We start from the raw sequence: 14,760 nt of genomic DNA, 5'->3' as shown, positions 1-14,760 counted from the left end.
TGAAAGGGGAGACTTTTTTATTTTATGGTTATTAATAATTTATCTCTCAACGCCGTTGTTGGTATTGTCACCACCAACTTTTTTCAATTCCCTCCCTCGGGAGGGGTGCGGTTGGGCAGTGCAGTGGCAGGGAGGGGTTTATACGCCATGCATGCCGATTAAGCATATCGAAGAAACCCCTCCCTACACCCTCCCGAGGGAGGGAATCGCACGAACCCCGGCTTTTATCGCCGTTGTTGGTGTTGTTACCAATAACTTTATCCTTCGCGCTAATCAAAAGCCCTCTCCCTTTAGGGGAGGGTTTGGGTGGGGCTACAACGACACCCCTCTCTTCCAAGGAATAAAATCATCCTGGCCGAGTTTTACCGATTTTGGTTCTGCCTCGCCGCTGGCTACTTTTATCACGTAGTCCAGGATCCGCTCGCCGGCCTGCTGGATGGTTTCGGAACCTTCAATGATGGTTCCGCAGTTGATATCTATAATATCGGGCATGCGCTGAAACATGGCCGTATTGGTTGATAACTTGATAACCGGTGTAACAGGGTTACCTGTTGGTGTTCCCAAACCAGTAGTAAACAATACGATATTTGCACCTGCACCTACTTCGGCTGTGGTACTTTCTACATCGCTGCCCGGGGTACATAATAAATTCAAACCTGGTTTGGTAACTTTTTCAGGATAATCCAAAACCGCTGTTACCGGCGATGTACCGCCTTTTTTTGCTGCTCCTGCCGATTTAATGGCATCGGTGATCAAGCCATCACGGATATTTCCCGGCGATGGGTTGGCATAAAAGCCAGAACCATCGGCCTCTGCACGGGCATTGTAGGTGGTCATGAGGTGCATGAAGCGGTTAGCTGTTTCTACGTCAATACAGCGGTCGCTCAGTTCCTGCTCCACACCACAAAGCTCCGGGAATTCTGAAAGGATCACGGAGCCACCCATGGTAACCAGCAGATCAGACAAATAGCCTAATGCCGGGTTAGCCGAAATGCCCGAAAAGCCATCCGAACCACCGCACTCCAAACCAACACATAGTTTTGATAAAGGTGCTGGCTGACGGGTAGTTTCATTGGCTTTTACCAAACCGGCAAAAGTTTGTTTTAAAGCCTGTTTTAACAGCTCGCTTTCTGTACCTACTTTTTGCTGCTCCAGCACAACCAGCGGCTTACTGAAATTAGCATCGCGTTTAGCAATTTCATTTTGTAAAATGCTTACCTGTGCATGCTGACAGCCTAAGCTTAATATCGTTGCTCCCGCTACGTTGGGATGGGTAACATAACCAGCAATCAACCCGCAAAGGGTATCCGAATCCTCACGGGTACCGCCACAGCCCATGCTATGGCTCAGGAATTTAATCCCATCAATATTTTTAAACAGGCGTTTGGAGTTTGGCTTATCTTCAGTAGCTTGGATATCGGCATTCAGAATCTCTTCAACAGATTTACCGGCCTGGTAAAGCTCCATCAACTGTTCTACATCACCCTCATAGCTTTTGGCTTTCTTATACCCCAGCTTATCAACCAATGCTTCTTTCAATACGTTGATATTCCTGTTTTCGCAAAAAACCATCGGCACTACTATCCAGTAGTTACCTGTGCCAACCGAACCATCGGTACGGTGATAACCCATAAAGGTTTTGCCTTCAAAGTTGGCAGTATCAGGCTGATGCCAGTCCAGTTTACGTTCACCTAAATGAAAACCTTCGGCGGCGTGATGTACATTTTCGGTAGTGAGCAAACCACCCTGCGGAATAACTGCCGAAGCCTTGCCAACCAGTACGCCATACATGTAAATCTCTTTATCCAGCGGCAATTCATTGATGGCAAATTTGTGTTTTGCTGCTATTTTATCTACCAGTGTAAAAGTCTGCCCATCAAACGTAATAACAGTACCCTGCGGCAGGTCCTGAAGGGCTACCAGTACGTTATCATGCGGATGGATCCTTAAATATGTTTCTCTTTGTGTTGACATTAGTTTATATGATCGGTCCTTTTAGTAAGGACAGTATTTTTGCTTATTGCTGAAGCGTAAGTTCAATTACCGGTATTTCATAATTCGGTTTCTTTGCCGGTAAAGTTACCTCCAGATCGTCGCCGTTTGCCTCTTTGTATAAAAGCTCCGAGCTATCGTTCAAAAACTGTGCGTATTTGATCTTTCCTTTATATCCCGGCAGTATCAGTTTACCCTGCGGATAGCTGAACAATTGTACATACAATTTACCGGCGGCTTTGTTATAAGTAAGTTTAGTGCCTTCGGGTATTTTATAGGTATCGGGAGCGTAAGTACAGTTATAAATAGATTTACTGTTGGCATGCATCCAGTAGGCTAAACTATCCAGCGCATTGGTAGCGCGGTAATCAAACTCGCCGCGTGCGGTTGGCCCAACGTTCAGGATCAGGTTGCCGCCATTACTTACCGATGTAATTAACAGATCAAGCAACTGGCGGTGGGTTTTCCAGGTATTTTCGTCGCGGTAGTATCCCCATGAGCCTGAAAATGTTTGGCAGGTTTCCCAGGTTTTGCCGCGGTATTTAGCCAGTTCGGCAGTGCTCACCTGTTCTGGGGTTTCAAAATCAGCGCCGTCTTTGTATTCTTCCAGGTTCAGACGGTTATCTACTATGATACCAGGTTGTAATTTCCTGATCAGTTTAAGCAATTCAACTGAACCCCACTCGTCTTTGCCTTTGCCATGTCCATCTTTACGAGGGAACGAGAAATCAAGCCAAAGGATATCAATTTTGCCGTATTTGGTTAAAAGCTCGGTGATCTGATCGCGCATGTATTGACGGTATTTAGCCATATCACGTCCTTTGTTCAGCTTAGCATATGATGCATCGCTTTTATCGGCGGGAGATTGCGGATGGATCTCATCAATAGTATACTGCGGGTGGTGCCAGTCTAACAGCGAATAATAAAAGCCAACTTTTAAACCTTGCGCACGGAATGCGTTCACGTACTCACGTACCAGGTCGCGTTTGGCTTTGGTGTTTGGTGCTTTATAGTCGGTAAATTTTGAATCGAACAGGCAAAAACCTTCGTGGTGCTTGGTGGTTAGCACGGCATACTTCATACCGGCTGCTTTGGCTTGCTTAGCCCATTTTTGCGGATCGAACAAATCGGGGTTAAACTGATCGAAATATTTCTGATAACCGGCATTGTCAATTTTTTCATTGTGCTTTACCCATTCGTGGCGGGCAGCCTGCGAGTACAGTCCCCAGTGAATGAACATACCAAAACGGTCGTCTTTCCACCATTCCATGCGTTTATCTTTTTGGGCATCGGTTTCGGTGCCTATCATTTTTTGCGCAAATACCGATGGGGCCATCAGCAATACAAACATCAGCAGTAATTGTAGTTTTTTTAGCATGGCTATTCTATTTTATAATGAGAAAACTTTATCCATTAAAACCCATTTAGCACTCACTGGCGCATTTTTTACCGGCGACTGGTAGCCCCACATCAGATCTTCCCACTCCTGTACTTTAGGGTTTGCAGTATCCATAGCTGCCGATTTTTCAAAGCTGAAAGTATCATCCACTTCCATGATCATGAACATGCGGGTATCAAAACGGTAGATCTCCATATTGGTGATTCCTTTGGCAATAATGCTGTCATGAATTTCGGGCCAGATGGCTTCGTGGTATTTTTCGTATTCGGCAATGAGTGCCGCGTCGTCTTTCAGATCGAGGGTTAAACAGTATCGTTGGCTCATAGAATAGCTCTCAAAAAAGTTTATATCGGTAATACAAAGAAATAAGGTTTACAGATAAATAAGTATCGAAAATTAGCCAAAATGTTCAGTTATTTTGGCATAGGACCGTTGATGAATTTTTGATTGCGCTGATGGCGTTGATTTTTTCTGAACCTTGATTTTTGTCTGAACCGGGATTTTTAGAGGATTGATCGGATGAGCCGGATTCTTTTCTGAACCTTGATTTTTAGGATTAGAGGATTACAGTAATATTATATACTGCTTTATTTCTTCTTCGCCGTCGCTCGACTCCGGCCCATAGCCGTTAACTTAAGGGAAAAAATTTGGTGTAAGTGTTTTAAAATCCCCTCTCGAGAGGGGGCGCGATGGAACGAGAGGTAGCAGGGGTGTGTTATACAAGCGATAAGCCGCACGTAGAATAACACACCCCTCCACCCCTCTCGAGAGGGGAATCGCACATTCCCCAGCTTTTAAGAGTTTTTTTAACTTAAGTTAACGGCTATGGGCTCCGGCCGAGCGACGGCAAAAGGGGCAACGGGAAATCCCATCCATCCAGCAAATCCCCCCAAATCTCGGTTCAGAAAAAATCAACGTCATCAGCGTAATCAAACAAATCAACGGTCATTCATTTCTCAACGAACTCGTCGGGTTAGCCAATGCCGCCCTGAAGGTTAAATAAAACGTAGTTGCCACAGCAATTGCCACCAGCGCGAAAACCGGCACAACAAACTGCCACCACGTTAACTGCACCCGGAAGGCGTAACGGTTAAGCCATTGGTTAATGAAAATATATGCCAGCGGGATTGCCACAAGGCTTGATATAAAGATGAGCTTTACCACATCCCAGGTAAGCAGGGAAATGATATTTTGCACCGATGCGCCAAGCACTTTACGTACGCCGATCTCTTTGGTGCGGCGGGCGGCCGAGTAAGCCGTTAAGCCAAACAAACCAATGCAGGCAATAAATATCGCCAGCGAAGCAAACAGGGTAAATACATGACCAAACTGGGTGTCCTGCGCGTACTGACGGTTATAAAAATCGTCAAGGAAAAAGAAATCGAATGATGATTCGGGGAAGGTATTATTCCAGGTTGTTTTGATATTATCAACCATCTGGCGCATATTGCCTCCGTTTACTTTTACCGAGATATAATCGGCGGGGATCCAGGGTAGTTTAGGATCCATGAACATGACAACCGGGGTATAATTTTTCTGAAGCGATTGCTGGTGATAGTCTTTCACTACGCCGATGATCTCGTTGGGTTCTTTATCCAGGGTTTCAATCCAAACCTTTTTACCCACGGCATCCTGCGGCGACTCAAAACCGAACTGTTTTACAGCAGCTTCGTTCATCACCAAACCAACAGAATCTGCCGGGCGACTTTTATCAAAGGCCCTGCCGGCTATAATCTGCAAGCCATAAGTCTTAATAAAATCATGATCGGCACGGAGCATTTCGTAAGTCCGTTCTTCTGATTTTGGAGCACCGAAGCGCCTGTCGGCCAAAAATTTGCCTACTTCCTTGCCCGGTACTGCGCCCGAAAGCGTAACGGCTTTAACACCTGCAAAAGCCTGTAGCGTATTTTTAAAACTGACTGTTTTTTGATTATAATTCGGTGTATTAACAGGCATTTTCACCACAATGGTCTGATCGATATTTACCCCGGTATTTTGGCTGTTCATGTAAACTATCTGCCTGTAAACCGCAAACGTACCAGCAATCAGTAATACCGAAGCCATAAACTGGAAAGCTACCATTCCGCGGCGCAAAAGCACACCGCTTTTTGAAAACGCGAACCGTCCTTTAAGTACTGCTATCGGCTTCATCCGGGCCAGCACCGTTGCAGGGTAAATGCCCGAAAGCAAGATACTACCAACAAAAACAGCGGCAAGTTTCAAATACAAAGCGCTGTCAAATAACAAACCATACGAACCTTCGCCATATAAATAGTTCATGACACCATAACGCCCGGCTAATACCAGTATTAAGGCTACTACCAGGGCAGCCAGGTTGATAATAACCGATTCGGCAAGGAACTGCATGATCAATTGCGGTGCATGCGCGCCGCTTATCTTGCGGATGCCTACTTCCCGTGCCCTGTCAACCGATTTGGTGGTAGCCAGGTTGATGTAATTGATACAGGCAATCAGCAGGATGATATAGGCTATGATACTCAGAAAATCTACCGCAAAACGATTTCCTTTTACCTCAATTTCATTTGGTTTGGCGGGGTTAAGATGGATATCCGCAAGGGGGACCAATTTTATCGTCCATTTAAGGTCTTTTAAAGAAAGACCTGTTTTATAGCGCTCGGCCAATGCCGGGAATTTGGCTTCAACCGCAGCCGGGCTTGCGTGGGGCTTCAGCTTCACAAACGTGTAGCTTTCATGCAGGTACCAAAAATCTTTTTCAAACTTGGGTATAGTAGCCCATGATACCAGGAAGTTGAACTGCATGGTTGAATTAGCGGGCAGGTCTTTAAATACCCCGGTAACCATACAATGGTAACTATCGCTCAATGTAGTGATATCCAAAAACTTGCCTACAGGCTCATCGTTACCAAAATATTTTTTAGCAGCCGATTGTGAGATCACTATCGAATTAACCTCATTAAGTGCAGTAAGCTTATCGCCCTTAAGCATAGGGTAAGCAAAAAAGTTAAAGAAGTTGCTGTCGGCAAAGCAAACATGTTCCTCGCGAAATTTGATGTTGTTGTACTTTACTACCCGCTCTGCATTATGCCAGTCGATACGGGCGTATGATTCAATTTCGGGAAAGTTGGCTTTCATAGCGGTAGCATAGCCGTTGGTGCTGGTAGGCCAGCTGTCGCTAAGGTTATCGCCACGGTAAAACTGGCTCTCAACCCTATAAATATTCGCCGCATCGGGATGCATCCGGTCAAAACTCTTTTCAAAATTTACATAAGCGAATATTAATATAAACGCTGCCATGCCTAAAGCAAGCCCGATAATATTAATAAACGTGTAACTTTTGTTTTTGATAAGGTTTCGCCAGGTAACAAGCAGGATGTTGCGGATCATATTGTAAGAGGTTGAGGTTTACAATATAGGGATATGAACCGGGATTTGGGTGGATTATCGGGATGCGCAGGATTCTTTTAGGGAAAATGTAGTATTACAGGATCCTTTATTATCTGAAACTTTTTGAACTTATTGCCTACCGCAAGCAAAGCGAGATCCTATTAATCCGGCCAATCCTCCCAAATCCCGGTTCAGGCTTTCTTCGTAAACTCCTTCTGATACATCAGCGGGCTTTTGCCGGTTACCTGCTTAAAATGTTTATGAAAAGTAGAGAAGTTATTGAACCCGCTATCATAGCAAAGCTGTTTGATGTTGAGCTTATTTTCAATGAGCAGTTTGCAGGCGTAGCCTACTTTTATTTCGATCACAAACTGTGAATATGTTTTGCGGGTTTTTGATTTAAAGTAACGGCAAAAGGAGTTGGCGCTTACGCCTGCTATATCGGCAATTTCTTCCAGATAGATCTTTTTACGGAAGTTACGTACCGAGTATTCATAAATGTTGTTGAGCCTGTCGCTTTCCGATTCATTGTGATCATACTTAAACCCTATGGAAGTTAAATAATTAAGCGGCGAACTGCCCGCTATGGTATTCAGCGCTTTTAGCAGCATAATGATCCTTTCGGCCCCATCGGTATTAAGCATGGTTGCCAGGGTGTCGGCTACCTGTTTTTTTGTTTCGCCGGTTATTTGCAGACCGCGTTTGGAACGTTCAAGCAGTACCTTGATCAGCTTATTTTCCGGGAGCTGAAGAAACTGATCGCCCCAAAAGTTTTCACAAAAATGCACCACAATGGTATCAACCGGCACCTGGTCGCCGCTATTGCCAAAGTGCACATCGTCAAAACGCCAGTAGTGCGGAAGGTTTGATCCAACCAATACCATATCGCCGGCCTCAAACTGTTTAATGCTGTCGCCTATAAATTGCGTTCCGCCGCCCTTTGTAAAATAAATCAGTTCAAGCTCAGGGTGGCAATGCCAGCGGTTATTGATGTCAGGCAACATATCATGCCTTACGCTAAAAGAATGCGCTGGATCGGCAGAAACTTTGAGTAAAAGCGGTTTCATTCAGTTTTATTTACAAACAACTGGCTAAATGTAGGTAAAAAGTGTAAATATTGCTCATTTTTTGATAAAGTATAAAATTTATATTTTTTTAACATTATCTTCAACTACCAATTAAACTCAAACCACTTCACAATGAAAATTAAGCATGTACTGTTATTGGTACCACTTCTGTATCCCTTACTTTTAAAAGCTCAAAGTAATTTTAAACCAGGTTACATTATCACAATTAAGGGAGAAACAATTAAGGGATTTATAAACGAAAAAGAATGGGACAGCAACCCCGAAGCTATCAGTTTTAAAGCCTCAGCTTCAAGTTCAAGCGTCAATAACTATACTGCTAACGATGTTAGATATTTTGAAATAACCAATTCGGTAGCTTATGAGCGCTATAGCGGCCCTGTAAGTAATGATGAAACTAATATTGCCAGGCTGCCCACAGGCAAAGATACCAGTGTAAAACAGCGTACTGTTTTTTTGAAAGTACAGCAAAAAGGTGATAAGGTTACGCTTTACTCGTTTACTGATGATATTAAAACAAGATACTTTATTACTGATCACGCAGCCGGCACCACCTATGAACTTATATATCGGATGTATTATATACCCGAGCTTGGTGTTGCCACACACTCAGATAACGAGTATGTGCCACAGCTTTATAATTTAGCGGCAAAGTACAACCCTTCGTCAGATGAACTTAAACAGGAAATTGAAAAAGCAAGCTACAAAACACCTGTTTTAAGGAAGATATCACGCATGATAAATAACATGATGGCTGATAACACGCATTATGAAACTCAATCATCGTTCGATTTCTTTGTTGGCGCAGGTGTATCAGCCAATAAATTTAAATTTGGAGGCGAGTTGCCATTTCGTAATGCCGATGAAAGTAAAACAACTTTTGGCCCCACATTTTCGGCAGGTATAAATTTTTATACAAACGCAAAAATAGGCAGGGCCGTATTCCGGATTGAACTGATGTATTGGACAGCCTCAAACGAAACAATTGCTGATCTTTATTATGCCCAACCCGATAAGCCGAAAATAAAATATCATTTTGATCAGCGTAATCTGACCGCTTATCCTCAATTTATTTATTATTTATACAATACCAATACTATGAAATTTTACGGCGATATAGGTGTAACGGTAAACTTTCCGAAATATAGCCAGGTGATCACTTCGGGTGGTACATCTGCGTCAAATAATAACCTGCTTGCGTTTGATAAAAACTGGCTGGGTTTTCCGATAAAAGCAGGTGTAATCATCAATAAAGCGTTCGAGATCAATGCATCGTATGCAATTCCAACATCAATACACAGCGGCAATGAAACACCAGGAGATTATTCAATTAAACAAAGTGGTTTTAAAGCAGGAGTAAATTATCATTTTTCAATTAATTAAAAAATAGCGTATTTATTGCCTGGTGCCATCATATTAGCGATTTATAATATTGATAAGGGGCAAAACACCGGATATTTTTATGGAGATCCTATAACCCCGGGCCAAATGTTAACGTATAATTAATAAAAAGGGGCGTCCCGTATCTCACCCCGGAACGCCCTGCAGTTATCTTATGATAACATCAACTAAATCTCAGATCATCATGTTTTGATCTGAACTCACCATCTTTCTCAGGGACGGAAAGGTTTTTAATATTTTATGAGCCTTACCATTCTTTAAAATGGTGGCGGTCCGCCGGGGCCGCCGCCAGGAGGGGGACCACCCGGCCCGCCGCGTTCCATCGTTGGTCTTTTACCGGCAAATTTCTGTAACTTAAGTGTAAATGTCAGCAGGTAATAACGGCCCAAACGGTTACTGTTGGTTTGAGTAATGTAGCTGCCGTTTTGCGTTGTAGTGTATCCCGTATTTTCGTTAAATACATCCATTACTGAAAACCTTAGGGTGCCGGCATTGCCTTTCAAAAAGCGGCGCTCTACATAGGTGTTCAATATATTGGGGTTGGTAGCACCGGTATAACCGTAATAGATCATTTTTGAGTAATCATAGCTCAGTGTCCAGTCTTTAAAATAGCTTTTGCCGTTAATACCCAGGTTAAGGGATTGGAAGTTACTGTTAACGTTGGCCTGCTTAATTGAATTGCTTGATGTGTTGACACTGTAGGTTGTGCTTGCTTCGGCGTCAATAACATCGGTAATGCTCACTCTAAAGCGCGCGCCTTGAGATAATACCAAATTTTTGGCAATATTTTTCTCGGTTGTCATGTTGTAGGTAGCAGAGTCGACATTACTAATATATGAGACGTTGTTATTGTACGAAATGTTACCGATCATGAATAAATTATATTTTCTTTTTTGCCAGGGCTTGGCAAACACGTAAAATCCCTGTGCCGAATAATAACCATCGGCATTTAAATATTGGGTTAAAATACTCCCGGCCAGTTTGCTGTTAGGCGCATAAGTTTTAGGGTAGGTAATGGTATTGGCTACAATCTTGTTATCCGTTTTAATGAACGACAGGTTGCTGAAGAATACGTTACCGCTTTCAAAATTGAACTTATTGTATTTTAACGACAATGTGTTATTAAACTCCGGTTTCAGATCGGGGTTACCCTGTACCGGGTATGATGCGTTACTGAAGTCGGTAACCGGTTGCAATTCTGTATAAGTAGGTTGATTACTGCTGCCGTTATAATTTAAACTAAGTGATTGGCTGCGCGAAAAGTTATAGATGAACCTGGCAGTAGGAGCCCAGTTAAATGTGTTGTTGTTGGTTGTAAATGGTGTGCCATCAACTATCGACGATCCTTTTAGCAATGTAGGTTGTGCCACAACACCTAAAGTATAATTGTATTTTTTGTCTATAAAGCGATAGTTAAGCCCAAACCTGTTGGTAACAAAAGTTGAGTTATAGTTATTGCTCAGCAAATCGTACCTGTTTATAGCGCCGTTATCGGCCAGGGTATCCGTTGCCCTATCGGCAGTGGTGTAGGCGTAGTGGTAAGCATAGTTAAGCTCCAGATAGCCTTTTTTGCTGATAGGTTCCATGTAGGATAGGGTAGTTCCCACGCTATCGGTACGGCTATCGGTATTAATGAACTGGTTTAAGGGGGCATTGCGGGCTCCATCAATATAGGTGTAAACCGGGTTTTGATATTTATTAATAGTGTAACTGCCAGCGCCAACGTTTACGCTGAAGTTGCGCCCATGGCTATTAAACTTATGGTTAAATAATACATTAACACCATAGTTGGGCTCTGTTGATTTACTAAGGTTTGCAAGACTATAGTTTGATACCGTTTCCGAATTCCGGAGCAGCAGGCTTGTAGCATCAGATGTAGTGTTGGTGCTGGCGTATGCGTATGATGGGGTGATCTTTACGTAGTTTATAGTATCGGGCTTGTATTCGATGTTGAAGTTAACCCGGTGGTTCAGCTTCTCGTCCTGCTGGTTATTGGTTTGTGTATTGGTACTTGCGTTGGTTGACGAAAGGTTATTTTGAATGGTACTGCTGATGGTGTTCACCGAATTATCGGCAAAGCTATAACTACCGTAAGCGGTGATTTTTTTGCCCCAGCTATCGCGATAATTGAAACCGAATGAGCGGGCTGTAGTGATCCCGTTTGATGAGCTGCTGTTTGATCCCGGAGGGCCACCCGGACCGCCACCTCTCGGGCCGCCGCCGCCGAAAGTAAACAGGTTGGTATTGGTATTATTCAGGTTGCCCAGAAATGCCAGCTGCCTGTCACCGCTAAAACTGAACACGTTTGCCGAAGCCACATACCTGTTGCTTTCCTTATCACTTGATACACCGGGGAGGGCATCCCGCCCGCCGCCTAAACTGGCCTGTCCAAAATAGCCATAGTTTTTATTTTGCTTAATGGTGATGTTAAGTACTTTATCGGGCTCGCCGGTTTTTACGCCGGTAAGATTTGCCTGGTCGCCGTAATCATCAATGATCTGGATGTTTTGTACAATATCGGCAGGCAGGTTTTTTGTGGCTGTTTTAACATCGCCGCCAAAAAAATCCTTTCCGTTAACGCGTACCTTAGTAACGCTTTTGCCCTGGGCGGTGATGTTACCGTCTTTATCAACGTCCATACCCGGCAGCTTTTTGATCACATCTTCAACAGGGGCATTATCACGCACCTTGTAAGCATCGGCATTAAATTCAATGGTATCCTCCTTAAGTTTTACCGGGTTCACATCAGCAATAACCACAGTGTTTAACATGGTAGTTTCTATTTTCAGGATAACCGGAGGTAAATCGGCCGGTTTATTGTCATTGGCAAGCACAAAGCGGCGCCTGAGTGGTTGATAGCCTATCGAACTAAATACCAAACTAAATTGGTTTACTTTTACGTTGTTAAACGTAAAAGTCCCGTCGGTACCCGTAATTACGGTGGTGCTATCGGTACCGGTAAGCATTTTTATACTGGTGCCGGCAACAAGGTAGCCGGTAGAGTCTTTTACGATACCATGAACCGTTCGGTTAGTTTGAGCGTTGGCGTTAAAATGTAACGTAAACGCTAACGCAATTAATACTGCTAAGGAGTATAGGATTTTCATTTTATGCTGATTAACAGCAGCAAAACAATAGCATTAATTTTAGTGTAAAAAACGTAATAGACAGAGCCTGTTAATATATAGACGGGATAGCCATTTTAGCCTATAAATGCCGGCGGTTATACCATGGAGGGGTTATGGAACTCTTTAAAGATCAGATTAAAGGGCTCATCGGTGTTTTTTGCCTCCCGGCCGATTATGATTGTCCTGTAGTAGTATTGATTTGTATTATTGTTGATTATATAAGTAAATTTATCTTTCGTGAATTATAGTAATCCTTTAAATGAGCCTTAAATCAAAAAGTAACACCATCACTGTACTTATTCATGTTTTAATATGGGCCGTTTTTGGTATACTGCTGTTTTTTTACCAGCCGCTCACCTGGAATGTTGAGTTTCCTTACCAGTTTTGGATCAAGCAAGCCATTGTTTTTTTCCTGCTTGTAGCGGCTTATTATTTTAATAGCCGACTGCTTGTTCCGCGTTTTTTACTGCATGACCGTACCGCTATGTATTTAATTACTGTTGTAGTATTAGTGGCGGTTTTTTTATTATTTAGCCAATGGGCAGATGATGCGCTCCATATGCATGAGCGTATGGAAGCTATATTTCATAAACAACACCGCCCGCCCAAACCCAGGGACAAAGGCGGCTGGGATATTTTCGGTACAATTATCATTGCATTGGTTTTGGGCATCAGCACCAGTATAACCGCTATTCAAAAATGGCAATCAGATATCAGGCTGAGGGCTGCTCTTGAGCAGGAAAAAATAAGCTCCGAACTTTCCTTCCTGAAAGCCCAGATCAATCCACATTTCTTTTTCAATACGCTTAATAATATTTACGCACTTACACATGTTAACGCCGAAACCTCACGTAAAGCGTTGCACCAGCTTTCGCGTATGATGCGGTATGTTTTATATGATACCCAGCACGGCACGGCATTATTAAGCCAGGAGATTGCTTTTATTAAGGATTACATCAGCCTTATGGAATTGCGGCTTACCGAAAAAGTAACAGTTACCTTTACACCGCCGGCGCACACTAATGACGTAGCCGTTGCCCCAATGCTTTTTTTACCTTTTGTAGAAAATGCCTTTAAACATGGTATAAGCGCTACCGAGCCGAGCGCCATTCGCATTGTTGTCGATCAGCAGGGAGATTCACTTAATTTAACGGTTGAAAACGGTATCTATAAAGATCATAACCCCAACATTGGCGAAAATAAGGGCATCGGTTTAACAAATACCATTCGCAGGCTTGATATACTTTATACCGGGAAGTATAAGCTGGATATTAATGAGGATACTATTGCCAACACCTATACTGTTAACTTAACCCTTAAGCTGTCATGATAATTAATTGTATAGCTGTTGATGATGAGCCACTTGCGCTGGGACTGGTTTGTGCTTTTATTGAGCAAACACCATTTTTGAAACTGGTTGGCCGCTACAGTAGCGCTGTTGAGGCGTTGGTTGGCTTGCAGGATCAAAAGATTGACCTTATTTTTCTGGATATTCAAATGCCTAACCTCAATGGTATGGAACTTGCAAGAGTACTTGACAGCAGGGGGGCTAACAAACCACGTATTATTTTTACCACCGCCTATAACCAGTTTGCTATTGAAGGCTACCGGGTTGACGCACTCGATTATTTGCTCAAGCCATTTAACTATGAAGAGTTTTTGCATGCATCAAATAAAGCATTGGGTTATTTTGAACTGGTGAACCGCTCAAACAATAGTGCAGCAGTTGCCACCGAACCTGTTGAAGAAGAGGAATACCTGTTTTTAAAGATCGAATATCAGTTGGTGCGTATTGCCCTTAACGAAATCCTGTACATTGAAGGTTTAAAAGACTACGTAAAGATCTATCTCCAGGATAAGGAAAAGCCGCTGTTGTCTCTTACCAGTTTAAAAGCTTTGGAAGAAAAACTACCATCCAAACGTTTTATGCGCGTACATCGCTCGTTCATTGTATCACTTAATAAAATTAATTCCATTACCCGTAATGCCTTGCAGATAGGCAAAGTGAACATCACCGTAGGCGATCAGTATAAAGAAGCTTTCGGGGTATTTCTGAGCAAATGGAACTGAACCGGGATTTATGAGATTTTTGTGATTGAGGGATTCTCTTCCCGCGATTCGTGTCCTCACGATCGCCTTTAGGACAATCAGTTCAGCTTATGGTCGGTGTTATCTCAGCGACCACTGACGCAACCGCTGCTCGCCGTGATCGTTTCCTCACGATCATCCGCCAAACAATTAATAACTTCATAGCATAAAGCGATTCGTGAGGACACGAATCGGGGGAAATAATGATAAATGATAATCCCACAATCACAAAAATCAAATAAATCCACAAATACTTTTAATCCAAATACAGATAGAATCAACGAAATCTGCGCAATCAAAA

The 14,760-nt window shown here is 43.0% G+C and carries 9 protein-coding genes; 3 read left to right on the top strand and 6 right to left on the bottom strand.

Going from position 1 to position 14,760, the window contains the following annotated elements; genetic code table 11:
* Positions 1-312: 312 nt before the first annotated feature.
* From MTO98_RS24480 to MTO98_RS24460, 5 genes are all read right to left on the bottom strand, one after another.
* A complete protein-coding gene (locus tag MTO98_RS24480; protein ID WP_243481613.1) occupies positions 313-1,974 on the bottom strand; it encodes a UxaA family hydrolase in 1,662 nt (553 codons plus the stop codon).
* Positions 1,975-2,017: 43 nt separating this feature from the next.
* On the bottom strand, positions 2,018-3,370 hold the full coding sequence (locus tag MTO98_RS24475; RefSeq protein WP_243481612.1) for an alpha-L-fucosidase: 1,353 nt from the start codon (positions 3,368-3,370) through the stop codon (positions 2,018-2,020).
* 12 nt (positions 3,371-3,382) lie between these two features.
* Positions 3,383-3,715 (bottom strand): L-rhamnose mutarotase, encoded by a 333-nt coding sequence (locus MTO98_RS24470; protein ID WP_243481611.1) that lies wholly within the window; start codon positions 3,713-3,715, stop codon positions 3,383-3,385.
* 621 nt (positions 3,716-4,336) lie between these two features.
* Positions 4,337-6,757 carry an ABC transporter permease gene (locus MTO98_RS24465; RefSeq protein WP_243481610.1) on the bottom strand — a complete coding sequence of 807 codons (2,421 nt, stop codon included), beginning with the start codon at positions 6,755-6,757 and terminating at the stop codon, positions 4,337-4,339.
* A gap of 191 nt (positions 6,758-6,948) precedes the next feature.
* Positions 6,949-7,824 (bottom strand): AraC family transcriptional regulator, encoded by an 876-nt coding sequence (locus tag MTO98_RS24460; protein WP_243481609.1) that lies wholly within the window; start codon positions 7,822-7,824, stop codon positions 6,949-6,951.
* Between the two features lie 132 nt (positions 7,825-7,956).
* Between MTO98_RS24460 and MTO98_RS24455 the strand changes: the two genes are divergently transcribed.
* Complete coding sequence (locus MTO98_RS24455) at positions 7,957-9,225, top strand: outer membrane beta-barrel protein (RefSeq protein ID WP_243481608.1); 1,269 nt, start codon at positions 7,957-7,959, stop codon at positions 9,223-9,225.
* 275 nt (positions 9,226-9,500) lie between these two features.
* On the opposite strand, the gene MTO98_RS24450 is transcribed toward MTO98_RS24455, so the two are convergent.
* Positions 9,501-12,350 carry a TonB-dependent receptor gene (locus MTO98_RS24450; RefSeq protein ID WP_243481607.1) on the bottom strand — a complete coding sequence of 950 codons (2,850 nt, stop codon included), beginning with the start codon at positions 12,348-12,350 and terminating at the stop codon, positions 9,501-9,503.
* A gap of 280 nt (positions 12,351-12,630) precedes the next feature.
* On the opposite strand from MTO98_RS24450, the gene MTO98_RS24445 reads away from it, so the two are divergent.
* Positions 12,631-13,701 carry a sensor histidine kinase gene (locus MTO98_RS24445; RefSeq protein ID WP_243481606.1) on the top strand — a complete coding sequence of 357 codons (1,071 nt, stop codon included), beginning with the start codon at positions 12,631-12,633 and terminating at the stop codon, positions 13,699-13,701.
* The gene (locus MTO98_RS24440) at positions 13,698-14,441 is read left to right on the top strand and encodes a LytTR family DNA-binding domain-containing protein (protein WP_243481605.1); all 744 of its coding nucleotides are present in this window, start codon (positions 13,698-13,700) and stop codon (positions 14,439-14,441) included. The genes MTO98_RS24445 and MTO98_RS24440 overlap by 4 nt, the downstream gene beginning before the upstream one ends.
* Positions 14,442-14,760: the final 319 nt, after the last annotated feature.

It is taken from the genome of Mucilaginibacter sp. SMC90 (assembly GCF_022811725.1).
Classification (GTDB): Bacteria; Bacteroidota; Bacteroidia; order Sphingobacteriales; family Sphingobacteriaceae; genus Mucilaginibacter.
This window is presented reverse-complemented; position numbering and strand designations above follow the sequence as displayed.

Excerpts from the sequence above, each read along its gene's own strand:
- MTO98_RS24465 (WP_243481610.1), bottom strand. The coding sequence starts at position 6,757 with ATGATCCGCAACATCCTGCTTGTTACCTGGCGAAACCTTATCAAAAAC.
- MTO98_RS24480 (WP_243481613.1), bottom strand. The coding sequence starts at position 1,974 with ATGTCAACACAAAGAGAAACATATTTAAGGATCCATCCGCATGATAAC.
- MTO98_RS24475 (WP_243481612.1), bottom strand. The coding sequence starts at position 3,370 with ATGCTAAAAAAACTACAATTACTGCTGATGTTTGTATTGCTGATGGCC.
- MTO98_RS24450 (WP_243481607.1), bottom strand. The coding sequence starts at position 12,350 with ATGAAAATCCTATACTCCTTAGCAGTATTAATTGCGTTAGCGTTTACG.
- MTO98_RS24470 (WP_243481611.1), bottom strand. The coding sequence starts at position 3,715 with ATGAGCCAACGATACTGTTTAACCCTCGATCTGAAAGACGACGCGGCA.
- MTO98_RS24460 (WP_243481609.1), bottom strand. The coding sequence starts at position 7,824 with ATGAAACCGCTTTTACTCAAAGTTTCTGCCGATCCAGCGCATTCTTTT.
- MTO98_RS24440 (WP_243481605.1), top strand. The coding sequence starts at position 13,698 with ATGATAATTAATTGTATAGCTGTTGATGATGAGCCACTTGCGCTGGGA.
- MTO98_RS24455 (WP_243481608.1), top strand. The coding sequence starts at position 7,957 with ATGAAAATTAAGCATGTACTGTTATTGGTACCACTTCTGTATCCCTTA.
- MTO98_RS24445 (WP_243481606.1), top strand. The coding sequence starts at position 12,631 with ATGAGCCTTAAATCAAAAAGTAACACCATCACTGTACTTATTCATGTT.